This window comes from Chitinophaga sp. (genome assembly GCF_039596155.1).
In the GTDB taxonomy this organism is placed as follows: Bacteria; Bacteroidota; Bacteroidia; order Chitinophagales; family Chitinophagaceae; genus Chitinophaga.
The window spans coordinates 135420-161953 of the sequence record NZ_JBCNKF010000016.1 but is presented as its reverse complement, the minus strand read 5'-3'; the positions used below and the strand labels follow the sequence as shown (position 1 = coordinate 161953).

Genomic DNA, 26534 nt, shown 5'->3' with positions numbered 1-26534 from the left:
TGTATAAAAAGTAATTTGAAGACATTGAGAATTCAATATTCAAAATTCCTCTCCATCAGGTATCCGGGTTGAATCCGGGGAATTTTACTTTTGATACAACCCCAAATGGTTTGCGGGGAAATGGGAATACGGGCCTGATATTATTTGAACAAAGACAGGTCAATACTGTCGCCCATTAAGCGATAACCATGTTCATTAGGATGCAGAAAATCATTAGCGCCCGCTTGCACTTCATACTTTAAAGCATCTTTATCATCAGCATCTCTCATCAAATAGTCAAAATCAATCACTGCATCGAAGCGGTTCGACGTCCGGATCCATTCATTGACCTTATTGCGGGCGGAAATTCTATACCCTGCATCATAAAAGCTTTTCTTAAAGGGCATGATGGTAGCACCGTATACCTTTATGCCCTTGGCATGTGCCAGATCAATAAATTTCTGGTAGGCAGCGATGAGATTTTTGGCCACTTCATCGGCGGCGAGACTATCGGGTGTACTGCCAAGGTCGTTCACTCCTTCTGCAATGATCAGCCATCTGACACTGTTTTGGTTCAGCACGTCATGTTCGAAACGTTTTAGACCGGTGGGACCTAATCCTCCTTTGAGAACACAATTGCCACCGATTCCCATGTTGACTACACCTACGTTGCTGGTAGCAGGATCTTTCAGCAAATTTTCTGATAAAATATCGGGCCAGCGATTCTGTTTATTAGTACCAGAGCCGCGGCCATCCGTGATAGAATCACCAAAAACAACGACTGCGCCACTCCTGTTCTTTGCTTCCACTTCGATGCCTGCAATAACATACCAATGGTCAATCCTGATCGCATCTTTGAATGGCTCCCGAGGATTGGCAGGAGTATCGGCAAGCAGGTAAGAAGTAGTTCTGGAGCCGCCATGGCCGGTAAGAATCAGGGGGACATCGCCGAAAGAAATAGTAATGGCGATCCTGGCTCTTGGTTTGAGGTTGTAAGATATTGGATCCGCATATATTTCGGTACCTGGTGGTATGGTAACCTGCTGTTTGCCTTTGAAGGTTAGCAAAGCGGTCGTTGATGTATCTATATCGCTGCTGTCTTTCGCCACGCCAATCTGTACTGATTTGATAACAAGGGGGCTTTTCCCGAATTGATTGGAGAATTTCAGCTTCAGTTTATCGCCACCGATGGAGACGCAGACGATTTGTCTTAAGACATGATTCGCGAGTCCGGGTTTGGGAGGCATGTCTTTGGCTGCAATGGGTAAAAGTGCCGTTGCCCAGGTGCCTACCCAGCTGGGGCTGTTCTGTGATACATGATCAGTGGCAGGTGGGTTTGCTGATAAAGGAATACAATACAGTAGCCATAGCGAGGTGAATAAGATTCGCGCAATGCCAAGGGTCGGATATCGTTTTGTCATGATGAATGATTGAATGTTTAATCGTACACGTGGTTAATTGGCAAGGCCATTGTATTTACCAATTTGATAGTGCCTGGGTTCAATTGGTGGATGCCAGCAGCTGGTAATTGTTTGAATGATAGTTAACATTTGCAAACGGCGTTAGCTCCGTTTGCATGAAATTAATGAAATTATTTATACTGTGAATTGTGTTGGATGATTTCGCTTTTTTGTGAAAAGGAAGGATGCAGACTAAATTTGCAGTTAATATCAAGGGGCTTTCGAATGTAGATCTTGAATTAGTAACAGGTGTGCAGGCTTATAACTTCCGTGGGGAATTTAACCATGGTTGCGAGCTCCCCTATTGCCTAGCAATGGTATACAAAACCGGCAGGCGTCGCAAAAACGGACGGAGTTGGGTAGCAAGGCAGTTTATTGTAACTAAATAGAAAAGTGACGTTTTTGTTAAATAGAATTAATTATAAAGGCTGGGACATAAGTTCCAGCCTTTATAATTAAATGCTATTAATGACATTATTCTGAATAATCCAGCAGATCTCCCGGCTTGCAATCCAATACCCGACACAATGCTTCCAGTGTTTCCAGTCTTATCGCCTTTGCCTTACCAGTCTTTAAAATGGAAAGGTTTGACATGGTAATACCTACTTTTTCACTTAGTTCAGTCAGAGACATTTTGCGCCGTGCCAGCATTACGTCTAAGTTTATAATAATCGGCATAGTTATACAGTTAAATTATTCTCTGTTTGCAGTTCCACTCCACGTTGATAGATCACGGTAATGATATATGTAATTGCGCCAATGATAAAGCCATTGCCTATCTCAGATTCGAGTTTGAACCCCTGCATGGGCATTTGTTGATGCAGATATTGATTAAAGATGAGGTAGTTTACAATTTTTATAAAATCGGCTATTATAAAAACAGCCGCTACATATTTTAACAGTCGTACCACTTTCCCGGTGAATGGTGCATCCAGTTGGATTTCTTTCAGGATTTTTCTAAACGTCCAGAGGGTAAAGATTCCCAGTAGAAGGTGAATGAAATTAACAAGTGCTGTATAGTATCCAAAAGGGCTGGATGGATTGATCTGCACATAGTATTCATTTTGCAGCGGCTGATACCGCAGTTGTTTGTTACCGGAATATTTTACATCGGATGGGCTGCTGTTGCCCGTAAAGGACATCACTTTATATTTATTGTATTTGAAAGTTGGGGAACTTACGGTGTTATTGCCCGTTGCATTCATCAGAAAAAACAGTAAAAATACAGCTGTTATCATAATGAGAAAATAAAAGCCTATTGTAGTCAACACTTTAAAAACGGCGATGAGGTGGGTAGGTTTCATGAGGTTATTATTTATATGCAAAGAAATCAATAATTTATTATTTCACAAAATAATTTTATTGTTTTACAATAAATATTATCTGAATTAAGGCAAGTGTCTCCCCTTTTATTTGACCAGGATGGGGCGACAGTCAGGTTTATTTAGGGCAACACGACATCATAAGGGGGAAATCCTATACAAGTAATTGGAAAGCATTAAAAATTCAGGGAGGGGGGTGTAATACGGACCGTTCAATGCCTACTTAATCTTCAGGTTGCTGATCACCATGAGTGAATTGTTTTAAAATCACCTTTTTCAGATGCTCCTGGTGTTCGTCGCCCCAAAGTCCGATTGCCTGAATTAGCGGGATCAGTGTTTTGCCAAAGTCGGTAAGATCATACTCTACTTTTGGCGGCATAACCGGGTAGATCTTTCTCGTCACTAATTCATGATCTTCCAGTTCTTTTAACTGGATATTCAGCACCCTTCTGGATGCATCGGGGATCTTACGCTGTAGTTCACCGGGGCGTTTGAATCCTTCATGAATAAACCATAGTATCCGGATTTTCCATTTACCATACAGCACCTCTCCTACCAGGTCAAGTCCGCAATTAAGCTGTGGTATAATTTTCCTTTCATACATATATACAAATATAAAGCTGCCACCTGAAGTGGGCAATAGGGAAAAATTTCTCCCTATCTGAATCGTAAGTCCGTACTTGTAAGCATCTCATGTACGATCGAAATTTGTACAAAAATGATCTACATGGAACCAGCTTTTAATGGATACGATGAATTGTCCGGCAAGATTGCCCTGGTAACCGGCGGCACAAAGGGAGCCGGTAAAGCTATTGCGAAACGCCTGCAGGCAGCGGGAGCAACCGTCATAATTACAGCAAGGAACAAACCGGAGCACGACGATCCGCATCTTCATTTTATTGCGGCAGATCTGATCCAGCCAGCAGAGATAGATAAAGTTGTACGGGAAGTACTAGGCAAATATGGCAGGCTCGACATCCTGGTCAATAACCTGGGCGGTGCAGAAACGCCCGGAGGAGGATTTGCCGCCCTGACTGCGGAAGATTGGGAATTATCGTTGCGTACTAATCTGCTGGCACCAGTCGGCCTCGACAGCCGGTTTCTGCCGCAGATGATTGAGCGGGGCAGTGGGGTGATTATCCATATTGCATCCATCCAGGGCAAATTGCCGCTCCATGATTCTACCTTGCCCTATGCTGCTGCCAAAGCAGGACTGATCAATTATAGTAAGGGTTTATCGAAAGAGGTAGCGCCCAAAGGCGTGCGTGTACTGACGGTATCACCAGGATGGATTATGACCGAATCTTCGCAACGAATGATGGAGCGAATCTCGAAGAGTTCAAATATTACGATAGAGGAAGCTACGCAAAGCGTGATGCATGCATTAGGTGGCATACCGATGGGCAGACCGGCACAACCTGAAGATGTAGCAGAATTGGTAGGCTTCCTGGTATCACCAAGGGCCAGTTACCTCACGGGGACAGAATTTATAATTGACGGCGGAACAATTCCGACCGTTTAACACTTTAAAATTTACACCATGCAATTGAATAAAATAGTTACCCGCCTGATAGCGGCACAAAACAGCCATGATAGCCAGGCCTATGCTGCATGTTTTACAGCGGCGGCCATAGTTCATGATGAGGGCAAAATCTATAGCGGTCAAGCAGCGATCGAACGGTGGATTGCGGATTCAAACCAACAATATCAGGCTGTGATGAAACCACTGAATTATGAGGAAACTGCAACTGAGCATTTACTTACAGCGGAGGTATCCGGAAACTTTCCCGGGAGTCCAGCTATCCTGCATTTTCACCTGGGCCTGGAGGGAGATCTGATCAGGTCATTGGAAATAACGGGGTAGTAAAGAGCAGTTCCGAACATGCTATCATTTCGAGCCGGTTAGATTAAATCATAGTCTTCCATACAGTTCACTCTTTCAGTAAATTGTATGGAAGATCAACCGGCTATCATAAGTTAAGCACACCATAGGGCACTCTCACAGCTCTCGGCCGATAAATATCCGGATCAAATTTATTGTTATTACAGGGAGCTACACAAGGTTGGTAGGTGTTAATACAGTAAGTAAACAGCCACTCGTTATTTGCATTGAATTCCGGATGTATGGATGGGGTATAAAAAAACGGAGTGTGTCCCTGCAACTTATCAGGGATGTTATAAATGATATTTGTACTGATAGCTCCCCAACCACTGGTTGGGCTGCTACTGGCTGTTCCATAGATAGCTGTACCGCCGTCGCACTCCATATTGAATGTCGTTGCGATCATAACGTACTTTGTATTCACGTAACTGACACTAATACCTCCTGAGGGTGCGGTAGCTATCACAGCTGCTGATGAAGCAGCATTTCCCCAGGATGAGCCATTCCAGAATGTCCAGTTGCCCACGCTATTTTGGGGGAATCTGGCTACATATACATCGCATTGCCCGATGGTGTTGGGTTTTAATTTGCCTCCCCATATGTAGACATACCCGTCCAGGTTCTTCACCATTCCTTTTGTAAAATCAATACCATTTAAATCAGGTATAGGCGTATAGGAGACCGTATTATCGGACTCATTTAAGCCTGCCATGATCTCACTGACCAGCTGACCGGTTGTGCTACTCATTTCGAGGCAGACAGTATATACAGTGTTTCCTATTTCAACACCGGCAGAAGGCCAGTAGTAATTGCCCGGCGTAATAGACTGAAACAGGTCGGGGTTGCCATACAGCAAAAGGTTTGTGGTTTGTGAGGGATCCCAGCTATGATTGGCTGGCTGTAATAATACTGTATTATGTTTATTAAAAATGCAGGGGACGGTGCCGTCGGGATTCATGTCATCGTAAAAGGTATCATTGAACAGCCAGATTACTTTACCGTTCGACAGTGGTACAGAGAGTGCGCCATCAAAAGCAATGGAGCCGGAGGTTCGCCGGAAGAATGCTGTAGCATTGGGATCCTGGTAGGCGGATGTCGCAACATTGGAGATGGCCATGCGGGTGTTGTCAGTTGGCCGTGGAGATGCCTTTTTTGTACAGGCATGGAGTAGCGGCAATGCTATCGCAATTGCGATACAAATGGATAACGGAGTTTTCATAACATAGAATTTAGATAGTACTGAATGTACAAAAAAAGTGGAATGCTGGTATATCGGTGATCAATTGCCTGATAAATAAGGGAGTGGTGTCCGGCGGCAGTTGAAGATAATTAAGCGTTTCCTAACGAAGGCTATTTCAGGTATTTAGCAGGTAGATATGTTCGATGCCATCCACTTCATCAACCTCTTCATGAATTTTGACAAATCCCATTTTTGAGACAAGGTTAGCAGAGGGGATATTGTTGGGCGCTATGGAAGTAACAATGCCTAAAACGCCGTAGTGTTTGGCCCAGGTGATCATCTCTTTGATCATTTCTTCTGCGAAGCCTTTACGTCTGTATGTTGGGAATATGGCGTAGCCGATTTCAACAAGTGATGGACCATGGTTGCGAAGATACTCCGGGTCGGGAAGCGTATGAAAGCGGAATATACCGATCATTTCGCCGGTGGATCGTAGCAGTACGGCGCGGGTGGACCAGTTTTGGAATGCAGCATCTGTTTTTATCCTGGAAAGGTCATGGGCAAAGGCGGTCGTGTGTTCAAGCAAATGCGGATTAAGTTGTATGCCTTCAGTTATTTCAGCATGTTTGAGATTGCCCATTGACAATGAAGATATTGCATTTGGTGAAAAGCTTCGGATGATCAGTTGTTTTGTAAGAATGTCCTTGTTTAGGTTTTTCATGTACATAGAGTGAAAACTCAAATTTAGGTCATTCGTTGAAATGATGGGTATTGAGATTTGATCTGAGGTAAAAAAGCATCGGCTATCCGATTATGCAGGAAGCCTTCAGACTTTTCACATCTGAAGGCTTCTCGGTTATTGAATGTTTTTAGCGCATTACACAGGATAAGTCCGAATTGACGGGATTATAGAACCGCAGGTTGACTAACGATGCTTAGGATGCCGAAGGAACTGCGTCTTCAGTATTCAGCAGCTCAGTAATGGTTTGTTGCAACTGCGCTTTGGTAAAAGGCTTCCTGAGGAAAGCATCAGCACCGTTTTCGAGCGCTACGTCCTGAGCGGCCGCATCCACGCCAGAGATCATGATCACTTTTATTGCAGGATATTCTTTTTTTACAACGCTTAGAAAATCGATACCGAAACCGTCAGGGAGGCGATTGTCTAATAATATCAAAGAAGGTTGTTCGTGTAGAAGATATTCCTCAGCTTTTGCAATGCTTTGCACATGTTCCACTTCCATTCCTTTTCCATCGAGTAGTATGTTTATAAGCAGGCACAGGTCACCTTCATCTTCAATGATCAGTACTTTGCGGGTGTTCGTTTTCATACTTGCATATTTATTTATGGACAGTAAGTCAAAAAAGCATGCCAAACGGCATACTATTGTAAAAATTAATATGTCCAGCTTAATATTCAGTTATTGTGGGCGGGGATGGCTATTCTAAGCAGCAGGAAGTGGTTCCTGTCAGATCCGGAAGTCAGACGTCCCAACAGCGTCGGTTAATCCGCTTAATATTATCTGAGGATGGCACAAAGGAGCTGACGAAGGTTTATTACATGCCTGCGTTTTTTAAACATGATAGATCAGTCCACTACCTTTATCAAGCGATTTAATAGTTGTCATGTCATCGGGAGACAACTCAAAGTCGAATACGTCGAAATTTTCCTTTATCCTATTCACATTTGCGGATTTCGGAATCGTCACAATTTCTTTTTGAATTAACCATCGTAGTACTACCTGGGCAACGCTCTTCTTATATTTGCCCGAAAGGTTCTTCAAAAGTTCATTATTAAAAAGGTTATTCCTACCCTGAGCAAAGGGAGCCCATGACTCCAATTGAATACCGTGAGATGTCAAAGCTTTTTGCATGTCTGTTTTCTGAGAGAATGGATGTGTTTCTACCTGATTGACTACTGGTATGACATGATGTTGTTCAAGTAAATGTCGGATCTGATTCATATTGAAATTACTTACACCGATCGCCCTTACTTTACCTTCTTTATATAATTCTTCCATTGCAGTCCAGGAGGAATTTACATCTCCCTGCGGGAGATGAATCAGGTACAGGTCTATGTAGTCAAGATTCATCTTTTTTAATGACGTTTCAAAATCACGCTTTGCATTTTCGTAACCAGGATTCACTGGTAGAAATTTCGTGGTTACAAAGAGGTCTTCCCGTTTGACATTCCTTTTTTTAATTGCCCGGCCTACGGATTCTTCATTTTGGTATACTGCAGCAGTGTCGATCAGTCTGTAACCGGTATTTAAAGCATTGAGTACCGCATGTTCACATGCTGATCCGTCGTGAAGCTGGTAAGTACCAAAACCAAGCAGTGGCATTTTTACGCCGTTATTTAATGTTATGTTCATCACTTTTGTATGTTGTTATTTTCGATGAATTTTTCTACCCGTAATTGATTGTTCATACATGCTTTGCGGGGCTATGTTTTCATTGCAGGCATTTGTCTGGGCAACCTTCCTGTGGCAAAGGATTTATTGCTGGTATTGATGTTGGATAGTCCCCATTCTGATAGCTGCCTGGCGGTTATGATGGAAGTTTCCATCAGGAAATTGAAAAATCATCTATGCTTTCCGGTCTATCACCTTGTCCATCATTTCCGGATACCGGCCACCCTTTGCTTCGATGTTATTAGCGCCCTGGGTGATCGTGCTCAACTCTGCAGAAGACAGTTCCAGCGCTGCTGCGCCAATATTTTCCTTTAGACGTGCTGATTTCGTGGTACCGGGGATAGGAACGATCCATGGTTGCTGTGCCAGTATCCAGGCGAGGGCCACCTGTGCCGTGGAGGCACCCTTCTCTCTCGCAACGCGATCAAGAATATCCACGAACGCTTGATTAGCTAACATGTTCTCTTTCTGAAAACGGGGGAAGAAACTCCGGCCATCCTCTTTCACAAAGACCGTGTCAGCATTCATTTTCCCGGTCAGAAAGCCCCTGCCAAGTGGGCTGAAAGATACCAGGCCGATCCCCAGCTCTTCCAGCACGGAAAAGACTTTCTCTTCAGGTTCGCGCCACCAAAGGGAGTATTCGCTCTGCAATGCCGTAACAGGTTGCTCGGCATGTGCTTTACGGATGTTTACCGTCCCGGCCTCGGACAGGCCGAAGTGCTTCACCTTACCTTCGCCAATAAGGTCTTTCACAGTGCCAGCCACATCCTCAATGGGAACGGCCGGATCCACCCGGTGCTGATAGAGAAGATCGATCGTATCGATGCGCAGCCGCCTGAGTGAAGCTTCTACCACTTTGCGGATTGTGTGCGGGTGACTGTCGAGTTCAGTGAACGACCCATTCCTGAATCCAAATTTAGTGGCGATCACCACTTTGCCCCTGAACGGCTCCAGCGCCTCTCCTACTATGTCCTCATTGGTGTAAGGGCCATACACCTCGGCAGTATCAAAGAAGGTGATTCCCTGTTCTACTGCATCGCGTAACACGCGAATAGCGTCTTTCCGATCTGGCTGATTTGCATAACCGTGACTTAAACCCATGCAGCCGAAACCAAGTTCAGACACTTCTAATCCTAAGGTTCCTAATTTTCGTTTTTTCATTTTGTAAGTTTTCTCCTGCAAATTGGGGAGAAAGGGTGAGCTGCATTGTATACAGATTACGTATTTTCCTACCAAAATTACTGGTTGGGAGGTTCGGTATCAAAAGGGGTTGCCGTAAACCTTAATTTTGTAGCGATAAAAGAAAAAGTATGGAAGAGATAGTAAAAATTGACAGCATCGCGCAATACAATGCAATGCGGGACATGACAACCAAACATCCTTTGGTGGCGGTGATCGACGTTTCGAAAGCACAACCGATGCCCGCGAGGTCCTTCAACTTTGGCTTTTATGCAGTGGGTTTGAAAGAATTGAACCTGGGTCAGTTGCGCTACGGAAGAAGGCACTATGACTACCAGGAAGGAAGCCTGATATTTATAGCACCCGGACAAGTAGTAGGATTACAATACGGTGTTGAGCCATTTGCACCGAAAGGCTGGATATTGCTCTTTCATCCCGACCTGATAAGTGGCACTCCACTGGGCAAACACATGCAGGATTATTCATTCTTTTCGTATGATGTAAATGAGGCGCTCCACCTGTCGGAGAAAGAGAAGAGTATTGTGATTGACTGTTTTTCGAAAATCGAGTATGAACTAGATCAAAACATAGACAAGTATAGCAAAGGACTGATTGCATCTAACATTGAATTGCTGCTTAACTATTGTACCCGTTTTTACGACCGCCAGTTCATTACACGTGAAAATTCAAACAAGGGCATCCTGGAACGGCTGGAGGCTTTGATGACAGGCTATTTCTCATCCGACAAACCGCAGCTTGAAGGTTTGCCTTCTGTAGCTTATTGTGCCGAAGCGTTGCATTTATCACCTAACTATTTTGGTGACCTGGTGAAGAAAGAAACCGGCAGATCTGCTCAGGAATATATTCAATCAAAAGTGATAGATGTAGCGAAGGAGAGAGTGTTTGACAGGAATAAATCTGTGAGTGAAATTGCATACGAATTGGGCTTTAAGTATCCGCAGCATTTCACCCGTTTATTCAAGCAAAAAACGGGGGTTACGCCGAATGATTACCGGACGAAGAATTAAATGAATGTATTTGAACTGCCCCTGCCTTCACCCCTCTCTGCGAAAAATTAAAAAGTGACAATGCATTTGAAGGCCTATATATTGAAAGTTGAAATTATATGATTTAATTGTTTAAAGGAAGAGAAGTTGGTGTGATAAAAGCTAAATTTTACAAGCAATACAAAACTTTTGTTTTTTCATTTCCGATTAAATAACTTTAGTTAATCTATAACCCTAAAACCTCATGCTATGGCTAATTCCGCCAACTTCCCCTCATTTGTAACCGGAAATATCTACCCCAGCATTCCAAATGTACAATTTCCCGAACAGGCATTTCCTGAATTTGACCCATCTAAGAAGCTGGTGGGTGTTGCACTATCAGGAGGTGGTCCAAGAGCAATGAGTTGTGCAATGGGACAAATGCGAGGATTACTCGACAGTTTTATTTCGGATGCTATCGGGGCGATTTCCTGCGTATCGGGAGGCTCCTGGTTTGGTACCTCATTCAGCTTTGCACCTGCTACTTTCAGTGATGCACAATTACTCGGTACTCAAGTGCCCCCCGCAAAGTTGACTATACAACATTTACAAAACCTGGAAGCCGGCAATATCTGCCTCCCGTTAACTATTATGGAAAATGTTGCCATTGCAACTGTACTAACTTACCTGCACGAATGGAGCGATGTGCCCTGGACCAAGCTTTGGAGCCGTATGTTGAATGCCTTTTTCCTTGATCCGCTTTTGTTGGGCGATGACCAGACCTTTTTTACGCTCAACAAGCAAACACTTAATAATTTACTTGTCCAGAATCCATCTTTAACACATAGCAACTTTTATTTACTCCGCAACAACCGCCCTTTTTATATTGCAGGTAGTACCCAAAACTATCCCACTGATATTGACCTGGTCATGCGTCAAATGGAATATACCGCTATGTATGCAGGCACACCACAACAATGTGGTGCCATTGGTCCTGATGGAGAGCATTTTGGATATGGCTATGTTGATAATATATTATTTGACACATTACACCCTAAAATGACCAGCGCAAATTCAGCCGCTGCTTATTTAAACACCAATCCTTACAACTTTAAACAACTGCCCTTTCTTTTATCCGATCAAATGGGGAGTAGTAGCTCGGCTCCGGGTAGCTATCTTGACTATTTCAACCAACAGGACTGGTTCCCCCGGTTTAATTACTGGTCGCCTTCCTATACCGGAAAGGAAAGTACAGAATTTTATAGTTTTACTGACGGGGGTGACCTGGAGAATACCGGCATCATACCTTTATTGCGCCGACAGTTTAAATTGATCATTGCCTGTATAAATACTTCCCTGCCCTTAAAACATTACAATTATAACGACGATAATTACGTAAGTGGTATTGATGCACAGATAAGTCGTTTATTTGGAAGACAACCTAATCCGCCTGGTATTATTCCCGACATCCAGGTGTTTAATGATAACGGAAAATTTGACGCATTGGCCAATGCGTTCATTACGAAAAAGAAGAATGGTCAGCCACTGCTTTATTCAGACAAGTATACTATTTATCCAAACAACTATTTTGGCGTTCCGGCTTATCCGGACGGTGAAGAAGTAGTGGTACTCTGGATTTATAATGATATGAACAAAGAATGGTATAACCAGTTGCCGCTGCCAATAAAGTCGTTACTAACCAGTACAGCTCCCAATAACTATATGGCCAATTTTCCAAATCTGGATACGGTGTTTCAGAATAGCACGAAAATATTGGGGGAATGGATACCGGAGATACTACTGTACACGCCTGAACAAATTAACCTGCTTGCGAATATGCAGTATTATAACATCATGGGCAATACATCGATAAATTTATTTACAGACTTAATGAAATCAATAAAATAAACCGGAGTTTATATAGTGATCGCAGACGCAGTAACACAGATTTTTTTTAAATTAAAACAACATGTTGATTACAATCACACTTCACGTCCACTAATTATTCGATAGTCAAATTTTAGTACAAATTTTTAAATCTTTCCAATATCAAAAAGGCGTTCAGAAGATTGATCTGAACGCCTTCTAACACTTGTTAAATAGAATATTAATCTTCCTTTGTCAATTTAAGATCTGTAAAATACGCTAACGTGCCGGGACCGACCCACAGACCAATGCTGCCACGTTGATTTTTGTCCTGCTTCAGGTCATTTACTATCAAAACAGGTTGCGGAGCCTCATTTAAGTATAGTTTTGCAGTATCATTTCTGACTTCAATTTTTACCTTTATCCATTCAGCGGCGACCATATCAGCATAAGATTCATATTTCCCTGGTGATTCATTTCTTAATTTTTCCCAGGGGTAACCAGGCACAGAGATGTATTGAGTAGAATGGTTTCTTCTTACCTGATCATCGGCACGCCCATTAGTTGGACGCAAGTAAAACACTTCCATTTTAGCGACATCGGGAGCCACGCGGAAAGCAATTCCTACGAACCCACGTGCACTTTCACCTGCATTGCTCGCAGGTTGCCCAGAGATCATCGTTTCTATGGTTCCATTATGAAAATCGATGTCTTTTAGTATGGCAAGCGTCTTTTCACTACTACCTAGTCCCTGTACCTTGAGTGCGATTTTACCTTTGTAATTTGACTGTTCAACTGTCACCTGTGACAGATTAACGGAAGCAGGATTTAGTACGACGTTCTGTGCCTTAGAATATAAAATAGTTAACCAACTTAGAATAAGGGTGAATGCAATTCTTTTTAACATGCTTGTTGCTTAATTATTTGAGTCTGTAAGATAATAAAAGCCTGTAAGTGATGTTGGTCTTTGGGAAATATAATTGCTAATGATATGGTAAATTAAGCGTCGTCGACTAGCGGGGGTTTAGAAGAATCGCGGTGGAGATAAGGGATTCGAGTGTATGGGAGCTATTAGCGTCAAAATCTTTAAATCAAAAAACGGAGGGACACCGAGTGATTACTTGTGAACGTATTTAAATTTGAGGTGTGAAGATTGGGGCCCCTTTTGGGGGCCTGATTATTAGAATATAATTCTACGGGTTGATTTAGTACTGATAGTATCAAATTAACCTGGTTCAGCTAATGATAAAGCTTCTTTCGCTGAACGCAGGAATTGCCGGGGGGGCCTCATAAAAGTAACGGATATCATCTTTATTGTCGGTCATCCCCAAACTATACAATATTGGGACATAATGATCCGGAGTCGGTGCCGCCAATTTCCCAAGTTTATGGCTATGCTCGTAGTTGATGATATTGGCGAAGTTTCGCTCGTCAATTTGTTTTTTTATCCAGTCATCATATTCTGCTTCCCAACCAAAAGGTGTCATGTCATTATTTCTAAATTTTTGACTCGCCAACTGTAGATTGTGAATGACTGAACCGCTTCCGATGATCAGTACACCTTTTTCACGCAGGGATTTCAACTGTCTTCCCAACTCGTAATGATAATCCGGCTTTGCGTGGTAATCAATGCTTACCTGAAAAACAGGAATATCACCTTTAGGAAACAAATGCATCAGCATAGGCCACGCGCCGTGGTCAAGTCCCCAATCGGTAGTTTCGTTGACATACGGAATGATTCTTTTCACCTCATGTGCAATTTCCGGCGAACCTTTGGCGTGATAATATACCTTATAATATTCCTCTGGAAAACCGTAATAGTCATAGATCTGTTTTTGTTCGGAACAAATATTAACAAAAGTTCCCTGTGTTAACCAATGCGCAGAAAAAACCAACGCTGCTTTTACATCGTAGCTTTTTTGCAGATCTTTCCCCAACTCGTACAGCGTTTGCCAAAATGGACGTTGCTCATTGGAAAGTGGTATATCCATCGGGTTGCCGTGGGAGGTAAATAGCACTGGCATTCGCTTTCCTTGCCTGGGAAGCGTATCTGTAAATGCCTTTAGTCCACTTAATGTGTTCATTGCTGTAAATGTTAAAATGGATTTCTGTATAAATGCCCTTCTGTCCATAGATTAAATTTTTGGCTGAATTGGCGCTTTTTTTAATCTTCCCCAGGCAATAAAAACTGCTATCAAAAGGATAATAATATTGAAACCAATATTATTTGCTTCACCTCTTAAAACATGAAAAATACTGGCAATAAACATTAAGGCGAGAATGCCATATGCAGCCCAGATCGTTAACTTTGGTTGGAGGCGGAGTATTGCAGGCAATATAATACCTATACCTCCCAGTAAGTCCACGATACCTGTAACCAGGACAAGGCCCGGGTGTTCTTTTGTCCATGGAAAAGGCAGCGCTGCAGGTGTGGCAAGTTTTATATAGCCCAGCCATAAGAAAAGAAGTGCCAGTATTCCCTGCGCCAGCCAAAGCAGGATGTTAATGATTTTAGAATTTTGTAGTGCCATGATATTCTTTAATTCAGTCAGGTGATAAACTTGTTTACAAAAGTCTTTTAAGTGATTGACTTGATGTTCAGTAATTTCTACGCAACAATATTGACCTGGTCGGGTTCACCCTTATCTGATAATCGCCAAACACTACAAAGATTCCCGAAAATTCTACAAACCACAGGCATTGATAAAGGACCGCATATATAAAAATCAGGGCCTTGAAAATGGTTATTCCATTGTTCTGGTATCTATCGAAGTGATCCTGGCAGATGACTCAAATAACACATTGCAAAATTCCTCCTCGTAGTCCTGGAAGACAAGATCAAATCATTAAATGTTTCGGATATATCATTAATGCCCAGGTGAGTAGATGTAAATGTCAATTATGATGCTCTTTGTTATTCTTCCAGAAATCCTGGAGTCCAACCAGCGGCAATGAGACGATTGCTGGTTTTTAATCTGGTTTTTATTTTTCATAAATTATTATATAACGTTACAAATGTAGTTACCTTAGCTATACAAAAGTATGTTCTATACCTTTGTATAGTTCTATACTAAAGTATAGTGCCTAAAACAAATGAATACTATGTCAGACCTTAAAAGCCTCCAGGACTGTCCGGCCAGGTATATTCTGGCTCTAAATGATACCGTAAACGTGATTACTGGCAAATGGAAGCTGCCGATCATCGCCGCTTTGTTTTTTGGTAAGAAGCGGTATTCGGAAATTGAGAAAGAGATTCCGAATATAAATCCCCGGATGTTATCTAAAGAGTTAAGAGACCTTGAAGCAAACGGCATAGTGACAAGGCAGGTGTATAATACCGTTCCGGTTACAATTGAATATTTATTGACAAGTTCAGGACAATCCTTTAAAACGGTAATGGATGTAATGCTTGAATGGGGGCTGGAGCATCGTAAAAATGTATTAGAAGGTGATAAAGTATAAATTACAAATGCACCTATAGATTCACAACGATTTTGCCAATAGTTCTACCGCTTTCTATTGCATGATGTGCTTCGGCCATTCCGATAAAGGCAAAGGTTTTAGAAATATATGACCGGATAGCACCCGAATGAAGGACTTCAGCAAGACTATTCATATCTGTTCCGTTTGGTCGAACAGAGGTAAATTCGGCTGCTATTGAGAATTTAGCTGCCTTTTCTCTTGTTTCCGGAGTTATCGGTGCCGATATGCTTATCAGCATGCCGCCTGGTTTAATGAGATCAAGAGAGTCGAGCGCACTTTGATATCCCAGGCCGTCAATAACCAGATCAACGGGATCTACATTTTCGACCAATTGCCGGGTTTTGTAATCAATATGTTCGTCCGCTCCGAGCGACAAGACAAAATCCTTGTTAGCAGCAGAGGAAGTGCCGATTACATATGCACCGAAGTGTTTGGCAATCTGGACCGCGTAATGGCCCACGCCACCTGCCGCTGCGTGGATCAATATCCGGTCACCCGGTTTAACTGTTCCTTTGTTTACAATATTCTGCCAGGCGGTTAGCGCCGCGAGTGTCGCTCCCGCCGCTTCGGCATGAGAAATATTTGCCGGTTTTTTCGCCAATTGGTTTGCCGGAGCAGCGACATATTCAGCATAAGTGGCCCCAATACCCGGGAAATTGACCATGCCAAAAACTTCGTCACCGGGTTTAAATGCAGGTGAGTGGGACTGTGTAACAACGCCTGAAATATCCCAACCGAGGATATATTCTTTGGCAGGGTCAAGATTTGCATACAGAAAAGCGCCCTGGCCCTTTCTTGTCTTAATATCGATCGGGTTAATGCTAATTGACTTGACTTCTATTAAAACTTCCTGGTCTTTAATGTGCGGCAATTCAATATTTCTATAACTAAAGTTATCAGTTGTACCTGGTGTCGTTAAAATAATTGCTTTCATTGTAGTAATTTATAGTAAGCACAAATTTATACTCGATAACCTATTCTTATAGAGTATAAATTTTCCATAATGTGGTATATTTGGTGCATGCGGAAAGAAAATATCCATAACCCTTATGATATTAGTTTTGTTACCGCAAGCGTTTGTGCGAAGCTTGAGCATGGACACAATTTTTTTGAACTGGCATATATTCGCTCCGGAACAGGAAGACACATTTTAAACTACTCCAGCACAGTATATCATACTGGCCAGCTTTATTTAATCACTCCTGATGACACGCATCATTTTGAGATTGATACGGAAACCGAATTCTTATTCCTCAAGTTCAATCATATTTTTCTTAAGAAAAGTAATTTCGGAACCGATAGTTTAAAGCATTTAGAATATATTCTGCAAAATGCTAACCGCCATCATGGTTGCATTTTAAAAAACTATGCAGATAAAGATTTCGTTAAACCATTAGTAGAGGCTATACATCGGGAAGTAACAGCCAGCGATTTTTATAATGAAGATCTCATCCGCCAGTTAGTTTATACATTGGTTATAATCGTGGCCCGTAATATTGCCAAATTCCTCCCTGTTTACGTTGCTGACGCAACCGAGGAAAAAGTTGTTGGCATTTTACAGTATATAGAGCAGAACATATATGATCCTAAAAAGCTGCGGGCCGAACATATAAGTGATATGTTTACAGTTTCTACTTCTTACGTTGGCCGGTATTTTAAGAAACATACCAATGATACACTTCAGGGATACATTTCAAAATATAAAGTGAACCTGATCGAGCACAGGATAAAATATAGTGATAAACGGATCAACGAAATAGCCAATGAATTTGGCTTTACCGATGTAAGTCATCTTAATAAATTTTTCAAAAAGCAAAAAGGGTATAGTCTGAGAGATGTTAAAAGGGGGGTGTGAAGTAGTTCAGTTTGCGCGGTCAGAGTACCCCCTCATGATGCGATAAGAAAAGAAGAATGCAAAAAAGCAACAGGGAAAATAGACGAAAAAATAACTACCGAGCTACGCAGCCTTTAATAATGTGAGCTGTGAACACTGACAGAAAGGCAACCTACCCTACCATCATATGATAAGCATCCGGACAAGCGTATAATGAGAGAAGCATTGAAATACAGTGTGCATAATAATTCGGCGATCACAGTAGGTTGCATACGTGATCGCTTATTACTTTTCCTCACAATTCTCCACCCCACTCGACCTAAGCGGGATAATACGGTATGCGAATATTATCCTCGCTGTCAGGTAACAAGTTTTGAGGTTGAACTTTTTGTTTTGGGTTTGTAAAGTTGTGCCAATAATTTTCACGCCCTATACTATTTTTACCTGTTCCTTTTCAATCTGTTTATCTCCCCAATCTTTTAAATATTGAATAAAAGGAATAAGCTCTTTTCCTACCTCCGTCAATGTATATTCTACTTTGGGTGGGACTTCGTGGTATACTTTCCGCTCAATTAAATTGTCGGCTTCCAGTTCTCTTAAAGTTTGTGTCAGCATTTTGGTCGTGATGTCGGGCATGGTTCGGCTCAATTCGCCGTAACGCAAAATGGAATGTTCGTGAAGATACCATAAAATCCTGCCTTTGTATTTACCACCAATGCGTTTAAAAGCGTAATCTACAGAACAGGTAGTTTCCTCCGGGCAAGTTTTTTCTTTCTTTTTCATTTTTTATATCATTGATTATCAACTATACATTACTTTGGGTATGTAGCGTACAAATAAGTACATACTTGCTACAAATATACTGTCATTTTATTTTTGCCAACAATTAAATACTACATAAAATGAGTGCAGAAAAGAAAAATAACAGACCGACAGTGATGAAAGCAATAAGACAACACGAATTTGGCGGACCAGAGGTGCTTCGGTACGAAGATGCACCCGTTCCGGAAGTGAGAAAAGGAGAAGTACTGGTAAAAGTGAAAGCGATCGGGTTAAACCCTCCTGATTGGTATTTACGTGACGGGTACAAAATGTTACCTCCGGAATGGCAGCCAGCAGTGCCGTTTCCTATCATTCTGGGGACGGATATTTCGGGGATTGTGGTTGAAGTTTCCGAAGGTGTAAAGGAGTTTGCTGTGGGTGATGAAGTATATGCTATGGTACGGTTCCCCAGTTACGGAGATAGCCGGGCGTACGCGGAATATGTAAGTGTGGATGTCTCGGATCTGGCTTTGAAACCTAAAAACATTGATTTTGTTGAAGCCGCTGCTGCGCCAATGTCATTGCTTACGGCCTGGCAGTTCCTGATTGAACTTGGGCATAACCAACCTAATCCGCTGCAACCCAACCGGCACGAGCCTGTACCGCTTACTGGTAAAAAAGTGCTGGTAAACGGAGCAGCTGGCGGCGTTGGGCATTTTGTTGTACAGTTGGCAAAATGGAAGGGTGCATATGTGATTGCCGTTGCTTCTGAAAAACAGGGAAATATTTTGCGTGAACTGGGTGCTGATAAGTTTATTGACTACACAAAACAAAATGCTGATGAAATTGTGTCTGATGCAGACCTGGTAGTTGATTGCGTTGGTGGCCCTGCGACAGGACGTTTTTTGAAAACACTTAAAAAAGGAGGTGCTTTATTCCCGATTTTCCCATTGGGTTTTTGCGGTGCAGCGGAGGCAGAAAAATTAGGCGTTACGGTATCTGCTACACAGGTACGCTCAAATGGTACACAACTTTCGGAATTGGCCAGCTTGATTGATAATGGCACTATCAAAGTGGTCATAGATAGTGTTTTTCCTTTTGCCGATGCCCGTAAAGCACACGAAAGAGCTGCAAAAGGAAACATACAGGGAAAAATTGCATTGACTGTTTAATAAGCGGAACTATGGATAAAAATGAATTAGCAGACAAAATTGCCTTAAGAGAACTCATTGATAAAATCTCAATGCTTGGGGATAAAAAGGATTTTGTACATCAAACGGAATTATTTTCCGAAAATGCTATTTCCGAAACGGTGGCGGGAGGCGAAACCATTTTAAAACTGGAAGGAAGAAAAGAAATGGTACAGGCATTTGAAAAGTTTCTCCAGGGCTTTGACACGGTTTACCATTTCAATGGACAGCAAACCGTTACGATAAATGGAGATACCGCAACCGGAACCTGTTATTGTTTTATTACGCTTATAGGTAGTGAAAATGGTAAAAAAATAAGAACTACGGTAGGTGCCACTTATGAAGACGAGTACGTTCGTGTGAATAGTCAATGGCTCGTTTCCAGAAGAGTAGGTAATTTCAATTGGCAGGATAAAACAGCAATTGCATCCTGAAAAAGATCGCTTCAGGATATGTAAAACGATTGGCGTTTTTACGAGTAAGGAACTGTGTGTGGTAAAACCGGTCCACAGAGTTGAGCAGCGCTTGCAGATGGTTCATCATAATATCTTGTCTAAACAAAACCTGGCAGAATGTACCTGCCAGGTTTTGTTTAAATAATTAAAACAAATTATTCTTCGTAACAGGAAGAGGTACCTATCTGGTAGGGATTGTCTACATTAACATCCAATTTTTCTGGCAGGTTGTATTGATTGAATCAGGATCTGTTGCTTTTTTTGTAGAGAATAAAATATGAAATGAATGATCATCTGCCCGGTGAGGAAGGACCTGTAATACTTGTAATGTAATATCCGTAGCCATCTTTTTTAATTCCATAATAGCTTTCTTACAAGCAGTCGATCCGTTATCATCAACTACAACATAAAATTCATAATCACGTCCCAGAAGATACTTTACATCCGTTTTTGAAGCTGACTCATTTGCAAAATCTTTTATCACAACTTAGAATTAATAATTGCCATAGCCCTATTTAAAATCTCATCTTGTCCTTCTATGGCACCTTTCAGTGTTTTTTCTACGATTACGTCAATTTTTACACCCAGTTTTTGGTTGGGTGTGTGGTCTGGATAATATTCCGCAAATCCTGAAAAAAAACTCATATAGTCCCCTGGAAAAGGAATAGACACTGCCATACCATTAGCACCAGCTGTTGTACGCCCGATAGTTACGGCGTTGGTTACTCCCTGTAGTGCAATGATATTCCATTCTCCCTGGCTTTGATTACCTTCATCAACAAGAATATAGTATTTTTTATTTTTTAAGTAATTATTGTGATGGGGTTCTATAACAGCGTACTCAATTAATTCCTGATTTTTTGACAGATCCGGGCTGGTAATAAACGGAAAAACGTCATAAGCCACTGTGTCTTTTTTTGTTGCGATATAGGAAGCAAAGTGAGTCCCTATACGGGAATCTTTTGGATATCCCCGTGCGTCAATTATAATTTTATCGCAACTCTTTAGCGTATAAGCAATGGTATCCAGTTCTTGCGATAAAACTTTGTTCAGGCGGATATAACCAATATTATCCTTAATAATTTTGTAATAAGGTGGATCCGAAATGCCTGAAGCGTATTTACGGGGTACTCTTCCCCAAAGACTATAATATTCATTTCTGTCGATCCTGTTTAAATGAATACTTTTCTGCTTTCCTTTGTTTACAACTCTTACAGTAGCCGTACTTCCTGTATTGCCGGCAGTAAACCAGGTTGCATACAATTCTCTATTAAATCCTGAAGTATTTGAGGCCACCAACAGCTTTTCCCATCCTTTGATTATGTCTTTTACCGGTATATTATCAATAGATACAATTTCATCGCCATAGTGAAATTGAGCTAATGCATCCTGCTGTAATTTATCCGGCATAATTGAAGTAATGTACACCTTTCCTTTTATGATATCGCAGGCAATAGGGAGGTTGCCATCCATGTAATTTTTTGGTGTACGTCCTGTTTTGGTATTAAACATAATAGCATGTCCATCGTTTATGGAAGCAGTAAGTTCCATAAGGGCAAGAAAATACTTTTCTTGTGTATCAGCATTTAAAAATTTAGCAACAAAATAAGGCAGAACATTATCCCAATCCACTGAAATCAGGTTTTTATCAGGGCTAAAAAAGTGTATGGCGTTCCAAAAATTAAAAAGCCCCAGGAGCCTTAGACTAGCGCTTGGCAACGTATTTTCGGACAAGTATTTAACAGGTTTCTGAATGTAGACAGTATTTTCTATATGTTTATTATCATTTTCTTTAAGGGGCTTGCTAAAGAGCGCTGTAATATTCTCAATAAATTCTTTTTGAGATATCCGTCCTCCCTCTAATATTAAATCAGGTTTACTCCCCAATGTGCCATCTTCATAGATCACTTCTGAACTTTTTATTCTGGCAATATATTTGTTGCAGACTTCAATATCATAAAAAGAACCGTAAAGGTATTCCGGCACATCCCCATCAAAAGTCACATAACATAATCCCCTGTTTTTAAGAGCCATTATCGCCTTGACAGTGTTAACATTTACAAACTTGTTTAAAACAAAGGAAAATTTAATGTTGGTATTGTTATATTCCGAATTCGCAAAAAGGTAACTACCTTCAGAAATATTTTTAAGACCTGTATTAACTTGATAATGGGGCATGTTACCGTTTTTATCAGGATCAAAGAGATTGATACTGTATGGAAAATCCTGCCTCATCATGCCTTTATAGCATACGGTACGCTCTGTTGGTAAAATCATTGTAGAATTTATCAGTTTTGCAATGAGTGGTGCTACAAAGGAATTGTATTGGCGCAGTCCGATATCGTTATTGATTTCATTACAGCGAAAATCTAAGATAATCTCCCTACAATCATTTCCGATAACAGTATCCATAGAAATTTCCTTAGAAAATATATTCTGAGGTAAAGAAATATACAGCTTGTTACCTTTTAATGCCTTTCGTTCATATTGCGGGAAGACACTGCTTTTTGTAGATGTCTCAGCTATAGGAATAAGTTTCGTGTGGAGATCATTTAGTGAAGCTAACATTCCTTTGAGGTTAGTTACAAAGCTTTCTTCAGAACCATCATTGATTACAGAGGTAACAAAATGTAGGAACAGGCTATCACTATCTATCATATTCCCCTTACCAGAATTAGGATGAAAATATTTGATAACACCCCATATTTTGCCTAACTCAGTAATTCTACCTACGTTTTCATCTTTTGAACTTACTGAAGTTTGGGATAATGCTCGCGACGTACAGAAGATAAAAGTAGCGGCTAAAATTATCTTTAAGTGGAATTTATTCATTATAATATATTTACGGTTCGTTCGTAAATATATAGCAACACGTTATCTCAAAATTGTATAAATCATGCAAAGTGGACTATTCGCCTAAAAGCCATATAAGATTATTCTGCTCACAACTAATTGCAGTTTGCAATTGCTTAGGACGCAACCCTGACAGAACTTTAATTTCTTTATTGAAATGTGACTGATCATAATAGGCACTCGAATGAGCTATATTTGTCATTGGCGCTTTCCCAACTTGTAATAAGTGTTGCAGCGCTTGACGAAATCGTACTGTTTTTTGAAAAGCTTTGGGGCTTTGTCCAATTTCTTTAAAAAACTGCCTGTATAATGTGCTGGCACTCATACTACACTTCTTTGCAATATTTTCAATACTAATATTATTATCTATTTGTTGACATAGCAGTTGTATTGCGTATTTTATCTTTGCATCACTATTTGGGCTTAAAAGCTTTTTCAGAAGAAAATTCTCTAAAATATCAACCCGTTCACTTGTGATTTGCTTATTAAATACTGCTTCGAGAACCCATCTGTCGCCTGGAGAAAATATAGAATCAAACACATTTTCTGTTGTTATGAGTTCTTCATAAGGCACTTTAGTATATGCTCTTAAGGCACCTGGACGAAAAAGGATACATATTTGGTCAACAGGTGCGGTAAGCTGTGCATGAAAAGGCCGATCATGAAAACCATACAGTCTACTTTCATAATAGGTGCTGCCTGAACCAACAAGACAAAGACTATACGGTTTGGTCTTTGAATAGTTAATCCCGTTGTTGGCATATATTGCCAGACATAAGTTTGTATTTGGGAAAGTTGTGTAATTGAAAGGTTGAGAATCAGTTTTTGAAAAAAGTAAAATTGACTCAATGAATTGAGCTAAATGAGGATGCTTAACATGACATATTTGAGTTTGCATTAAAAAATTTCTGTAAATGTAGACAAATTAAAGCTGTACTAAATTGGATAATATTGATAAGGGAATGGGGGTCAATAAATCACTTAATGGCTTATTACTAAATCTTTCATAAAACCAATATATAGTGCACCTTTTGACTTCTGATACCTCATATCTTTCCAGAGGCAAATTCAATAGGCTGTGAAGCCGGAGGGAATAAAACTTTTTACTGTTTTACCAGCGTTTACGCGGTTTTCCAAGTTTCAATATCGTTTGTGCCACAAAATTGCCACAAATTTTACCTCGACTGCCTTAATCACCTTTGATAAGTAATTTTTGACTTGGGAGGAAGGGATTCGCCCCCCTGGACCTGTCACAGTCAAAATCAGCTAAAACCCGGCCGGCAAATTCAATTCCCCAAGAATTCAACTTGATCCCAAATTCAATCTCAAAACTTTAAAACGCAAAAAAGCCTCCAGATTTTACATCTGAAGGCTTCTAATCTTTTGCTAAACGTCTCCGTTTATTTTGCGGAGAAAGAGGGATTCGAACCCCCGGACCTGTTACAGTCAACGGTTTTCAAGACCGCCGCATTCGACCGCTCTGCCATTTCTCCGCTGCAAAAGTAGGAAACTGGATTAATTTTCAAAAAAAAATTTTCAAGCACCTCCCTATCTTCCATGAAAATCCAACCGTAGTCTGCATTTGCAAAGAAAAAAAACCTATTTTTAAGCACTAAATTGTTTACCCGGACGCCTTAAAACATGCTATTGAAGAAATTTTTCCTGTACCAATTCATGGTGCTGGCCTTATTGAAAACCGCTACAGCGCAAACCTGTACCTCTATCGGCCAGACTCCCTCTACCGCCTTCCCGGTGTGTGGTACGAAAACTTTTATTCAAAAATCCGTTCCCGTCTGCGAAACGCACGGTGTACCGGGTCCCACCTGCAGCAGCCCCTATGACGGTGGTCATACAGATGTCAATCCATACTGGTATAAATTCACTTGTTATACCAGCGGCACCCTTGGTTTTACCATCACCCCCAATACATTGACAGACGATTACGACTGGCAATTGTTCGATATCACCAATAAATCACCCGACGCCGTTTTCACAAACCGATCTTTATATGTTTGTATGAACTGGTCGGGAGAAGGTGGCATTACCGGGGCTTCGGCAGCAGGTACCCTCAATGACGTTTGCGGTGGCCCCGGACAACCGCTGTTCAGTAAAATGCCGACTATTACCAAGGGGCATGAATACCTCTTGTTAATCAGTCACTTCGATGGCGATTCTCAAAGTGGGTACAGTCTTCAGTTCGAAGGAGGTACCGCAGATATTACTGATCCGGCAGTTCCGGAACTACATTCGGCAACTTACCGTTGTCTGAACAATACCATCAAAGTAGCTATTTCCAGAAAAGTGGCCTGTACGACACTGGCTGCCGATGGAAGTGACTTTACCTTTTTGACACCCGGAGGCTACAAGATCACCGGTGCTTCCAGCACACAATGTAGTGTTGGGTTCGACTTCGATACCCTTACCCTCACCCTGAATGCTATCCCTCCTCCCGGAGATTATATCATTGCGGCCCAGGCAGGGACTGATGGCAACACCCTCGCCAATACCTGTGGTAATCCCATCCCTGTGGGCGACACCCTACATTTCCGGATCGGTGCTCCACCAGTCGTCACCGTAGTTGCAGAAGGCGAGACCGGCTGTGCACCCAATGAATTGAAAATTGCATTATCCGCTCCTATCCGGTGCAGTTCCATCTCGGCTAATGGCAGCGATTTCTCTATAACCGGACCTGCAGCGATCGCCATTACAGGCGCCCGTGGACTTTGTGACAGTGATAACCTGACAGATAGTGTAATCGTGACACTCTCCCACCCTATTTATAGCAAAGGTGATTATACTGTCACACTGCAACGTGGTACAGATGGTAATGTGCTGATTGGTGAATGCGGGCAACCTGTACAACAATCCGCGCAAGCCGTCATTTTTCATACGGCCGATACCGTAAATGCATCCTTTTCCTATACTACAGCTATTAGTTGTAAAGTCAATACAGTCGATTTTATCCATGACGGAGACCATGATGTAAACAACTGGCAATGGACTTTCGGAGATAACACAACCGCCACCACTCAGGAGGTCGCAAAAGTGTATACCTCCTATGGTATCAAGACTGCCCAATTGATTGTTACAAACGGGGTTTGTACTGATACTGCTTATGATAGCTTTAGTTTTGAACAGAAACTGGGGGCCGGTTTTATCCTGGACCCTGGCCCCTACTGCCCACTGGATGTAGTGATCCCGAAAGACACCAGCTTTGGAAACATCATCCGCTACTTCTGGGATTATGGCAATGGTGTCACCAGCATCAGTCCTTCAGGGGAACCTCAGCAATATTTTCCCACCAGCAAGGAGCAGCAATACCTCGTCCGCCTGATTGTCGAAGACGAACTTCATTGTAAGGATACAGCCGATCATTATATCACAGCTGTAACCAGTTGCTACATAGATGTTCCCAGCGCATTTTCTCCCAATAATGATGGGGTGAATGATTATCTTTATCCGTTGAACGCATATAAGGCGATTGACCTGTATTTTGCAGTATATAACCGTATTGGACAACTGGTATTTGAAACTACAGACTGGACCAGGCGCTGGGATGGAAATGTAAAAGGGCAGCCCGCCGATATCGGCACTTATGTGTGGATGCTCAGGTATACCATGAAAGATACCGGAAAGAAGATATTCAGGAAAGGAACAGCCACGCTGATCAGATAACTTAAATAAAATTTACG

Annotated in this window: 26 protein-coding genes and 1 tRNA gene; 9 read left to right on the top strand and 18 right to left on the bottom strand. The window is 41.6% G+C overall.

Annotated features, from left to right (window positions below; genetic code table 11):
• Window positions 1–140 precede the first annotated feature (140 nt).
• The 4 genes from ABDW33_RS16895 to ABDW33_RS16880 form a co-directional block, all read right to left on the bottom strand.
• A complete protein-coding gene (locus ABDW33_RS16895) occupies window positions 141–1400 on the bottom strand; it encodes an SGNH/GDSL hydrolase family protein (RefSeq protein WP_343691255.1) in 1260 nt (419 codons plus the stop codon).
• Between the two features lie 513 nt (window positions 1401–1913).
• Window positions 1914–2117: a helix-turn-helix transcriptional regulator gene (locus ABDW33_RS16890; protein WP_343691254.1), complete on the bottom strand. Its 204-nt coding sequence runs from the start codon at window positions 2115–2117 to the stop codon at window positions 1914–1916.
• A gap of 2 nt (window positions 2118–2119) precedes the next feature.
• Window positions 2120–2743: a DUF2975 domain-containing protein gene (locus tag ABDW33_RS16885; protein ID WP_343691253.1), complete on the bottom strand. Its 624-nt coding sequence runs from the start codon at window positions 2741–2743 to the stop codon at window positions 2120–2122.
• Window positions 2744–2984: 241 nt separating this feature from the next.
• Entirely contained in the window at window positions 2985–3365 is a 381-nt protein-coding gene (locus ABDW33_RS16880; RefSeq protein WP_343691252.1) for a helix-turn-helix domain-containing protein, read from the bottom strand.
• A 123-nt stretch (window positions 3366–3488) separates the two neighbouring features.
• Here ABDW33_RS16880 and ABDW33_RS16875 point away from each other — a divergent pair, with 123 nt between their 5' ends.
• Both ABDW33_RS16875 and ABDW33_RS16870 read left to right on the top strand, forming a co-directional pair.
• Window positions 3489–4283: an SDR family oxidoreductase gene (locus ABDW33_RS16875; protein ID WP_343691251.1), complete on the top strand. Its 795-nt coding sequence runs from the start codon at window positions 3489–3491 to the stop codon at window positions 4281–4283.
• A gap of 18 nt (window positions 4284–4301) precedes the next feature.
• On the top strand, window positions 4302–4625 hold the full coding sequence (locus ABDW33_RS16870) for a nuclear transport factor 2 family protein (protein ID WP_343691250.1): 324 nt from the start codon (window positions 4302–4304) through the stop codon (window positions 4623–4625).
• Window positions 4626–4731: 106 nt separating this feature from the next.
• Here ABDW33_RS16870 and ABDW33_RS16865 read toward each other — a convergent pair whose 3' ends face one another.
• From ABDW33_RS16865 to ABDW33_RS16845, 5 genes are all read right to left on the bottom strand, one after another.
• The gene (locus ABDW33_RS16865) at window positions 4732–5862 is read right to left on the bottom strand and encodes a DUF4185 domain-containing protein (RefSeq protein WP_343691249.1); all 1131 of its coding nucleotides are present in this window, start codon (window positions 5860–5862) and stop codon (window positions 4732–4734) included.
• 136 nt (window positions 5863–5998) lie between these two features.
• Window positions 5999–6544, bottom strand: coding sequence for a GNAT family N-acetyltransferase (locus ABDW33_RS16860; protein ID WP_343691248.1), 546 nt, complete (start codon window positions 6542–6544; stop codon window positions 5999–6001).
• A 214-nt stretch (window positions 6545–6758) separates the two neighbouring features.
• A complete protein-coding gene (locus ABDW33_RS16855; RefSeq protein ID WP_343691247.1) occupies window positions 6759–7151 on the bottom strand; it encodes a response regulator in 393 nt (130 codons plus the stop codon).
• A 243-nt stretch (window positions 7152–7394) separates the two neighbouring features.
• The gene (locus ABDW33_RS16850) at window positions 7395–8195 is read right to left on the bottom strand and encodes an aldo/keto reductase (RefSeq protein ID WP_343691246.1); all 801 of its coding nucleotides are present in this window, start codon (window positions 8193–8195) and stop codon (window positions 7395–7397) included.
• A 213-nt stretch (window positions 8196–8408) separates the two neighbouring features.
• Window positions 8409–9395: an aldo/keto reductase gene (locus ABDW33_RS16845; RefSeq protein WP_343691268.1), complete on the bottom strand. Its 987-nt coding sequence runs from the start codon at window positions 9393–9395 to the stop codon at window positions 8409–8411.
• A 149-nt stretch (window positions 9396–9544) separates the two neighbouring features.
• Between ABDW33_RS16845 and ABDW33_RS16840 the strand changes: the two genes are divergently transcribed.
• Together ABDW33_RS16840 and ABDW33_RS16835 are read left to right on the top strand one after the other, a co-directional pair.
• Window positions 9545–10441: a helix-turn-helix transcriptional regulator gene (locus ABDW33_RS16840; protein WP_343691245.1), complete on the top strand. Its 897-nt coding sequence runs from the start codon at window positions 9545–9547 to the stop codon at window positions 10439–10441.
• Between the two features lie 228 nt (window positions 10442–10669).
• On the top strand, window positions 10670–12307 hold the full coding sequence (locus ABDW33_RS16835; protein ID WP_343691244.1) for a hypothetical protein: 1638 nt from the start codon (window positions 10670–10672) through the stop codon (window positions 12305–12307).
• Window positions 12308–12506: 199 nt separating this feature from the next.
• Here the strand turns inward: ABDW33_RS16835 and ABDW33_RS16830 are convergent, their stop codons facing one another.
• The 3 genes from ABDW33_RS16830 to ABDW33_RS16820 form a co-directional block, all read right to left on the bottom strand.
• Window positions 12507–13172, bottom strand: a complete 666-nt coding sequence (locus ABDW33_RS16830) for a hypothetical protein (protein WP_343691243.1) — start codon at window positions 13170–13172, stop codon at window positions 12507–12509.
• 328 nt (window positions 13173–13500) lie between these two features.
• The gene (locus ABDW33_RS16825) at window positions 13501–14397 is read right to left on the bottom strand and encodes a class III extradiol ring-cleavage dioxygenase (protein ID WP_343691242.1); all 897 of its coding nucleotides are present in this window, start codon (window positions 14395–14397) and stop codon (window positions 13501–13503) included.
• 3 nt (window positions 14398–14400) lie between these two features.
• Entirely contained in the window at window positions 14401–14796 is a 396-nt protein-coding gene (locus ABDW33_RS16820) for a DoxX family protein (RefSeq protein ID WP_343691241.1), read from the bottom strand.
• Window positions 14797–15367: 571 nt separating this feature from the next.
• Between ABDW33_RS16820 and ABDW33_RS16815 the strand changes: the two genes are divergently transcribed.
• Window positions 15368–15727 (top strand): helix-turn-helix domain-containing protein, encoded by a 360-nt coding sequence (locus ABDW33_RS16815; protein ID WP_343691240.1) that lies wholly within the window; start codon window positions 15368–15370, stop codon window positions 15725–15727.
• Window positions 15728–15740: 13 nt separating this feature from the next.
• On the opposite strand, the gene ABDW33_RS16810 is transcribed toward ABDW33_RS16815, so the two are convergent.
• Window positions 15741–16682, bottom strand: a complete 942-nt coding sequence (locus tag ABDW33_RS16810) for an NADP-dependent oxidoreductase (RefSeq protein WP_343691239.1) — start codon at window positions 16680–16682, stop codon at window positions 15741–15743.
• Window positions 16683–16769: 87 nt separating this feature from the next.
• Here ABDW33_RS16810 and ABDW33_RS16805 point away from each other — a divergent pair, with 87 nt between their 5' ends.
• Window positions 16770–17603 carry an AraC family transcriptional regulator gene (locus tag ABDW33_RS16805; protein ID WP_343691238.1) on the top strand — a complete coding sequence of 278 codons (834 nt, stop codon included), beginning with the start codon at window positions 16770–16772 and terminating at the stop codon, window positions 17601–17603.
• 408 nt (window positions 17604–18011) lie between these two features.
• On the opposite strand, the gene ABDW33_RS16800 is transcribed toward ABDW33_RS16805, so the two are convergent.
• On the bottom strand, window positions 18012–18365 hold the full coding sequence (locus ABDW33_RS16800; protein ID WP_343691237.1) for a winged helix-turn-helix transcriptional regulator: 354 nt from the start codon (window positions 18363–18365) through the stop codon (window positions 18012–18014).
• Between the two features lie 119 nt (window positions 18366–18484).
• On the opposite strand from ABDW33_RS16800, the gene ABDW33_RS16795 reads away from it, so the two are divergent.
• A complete protein-coding gene (locus ABDW33_RS16795) occupies window positions 18485–19516 on the top strand; it encodes an NADP-dependent oxidoreductase (protein WP_343691236.1) in 1032 nt (343 codons plus the stop codon).
• A gap of 11 nt (window positions 19517–19527) precedes the next feature.
• Window positions 19528–19968, top strand: coding sequence for a nuclear transport factor 2 family protein (locus ABDW33_RS16790; protein ID WP_343691235.1), 441 nt, complete (start codon window positions 19528–19530; stop codon window positions 19966–19968).
• 220 nt (window positions 19969–20188) lie between these two features.
• On the opposite strand, the gene ABDW33_RS16785 is transcribed toward ABDW33_RS16790, so the two are convergent.
• From ABDW33_RS16785 to ABDW33_RS16770, 4 genes are all read right to left on the bottom strand, one after another.
• The gene (locus tag ABDW33_RS16785; RefSeq protein ID WP_343691234.1) at window positions 20189–20473 is read right to left on the bottom strand and encodes a hypothetical protein; all 285 of its coding nucleotides are present in this window, start codon (window positions 20471–20473) and stop codon (window positions 20189–20191) included.
• Window positions 20470–22821 carry a S41 family peptidase gene (locus ABDW33_RS16780; protein ID WP_343691233.1) on the bottom strand — a complete coding sequence of 784 codons (2352 nt, stop codon included), beginning with the start codon at window positions 22819–22821 and terminating at the stop codon, window positions 20470–20472. The genes ABDW33_RS16785 and ABDW33_RS16780 overlap by 4 nt, the downstream gene beginning before the upstream one ends.
• A gap of 76 nt (window positions 22822–22897) precedes the next feature.
• Window positions 22898–23740 carry an AraC family transcriptional regulator gene (locus ABDW33_RS16775; protein WP_343691232.1) on the bottom strand — a complete coding sequence of 281 codons (843 nt, stop codon included), beginning with the start codon at window positions 23738–23740 and terminating at the stop codon, window positions 22898–22900.
• A 510-nt stretch (window positions 23741–24250) separates the two neighbouring features.
• Window positions 24251–24335: transfer RNA gene (locus ABDW33_RS16770), tRNA-Ser, on the bottom strand.
• A gap of 148 nt (window positions 24336–24483) precedes the next feature.
• Here ABDW33_RS16770 and ABDW33_RS16765 point away from each other — a divergent pair.
• Window positions 24484–26517: a PKD domain-containing protein gene (locus ABDW33_RS16765; protein WP_343691231.1), complete on the top strand. Its 2034-nt coding sequence runs from the start codon at window positions 24484–24486 to the stop codon at window positions 26515–26517.
• Window positions 26518–26534: the final 17 nt, after the last annotated feature.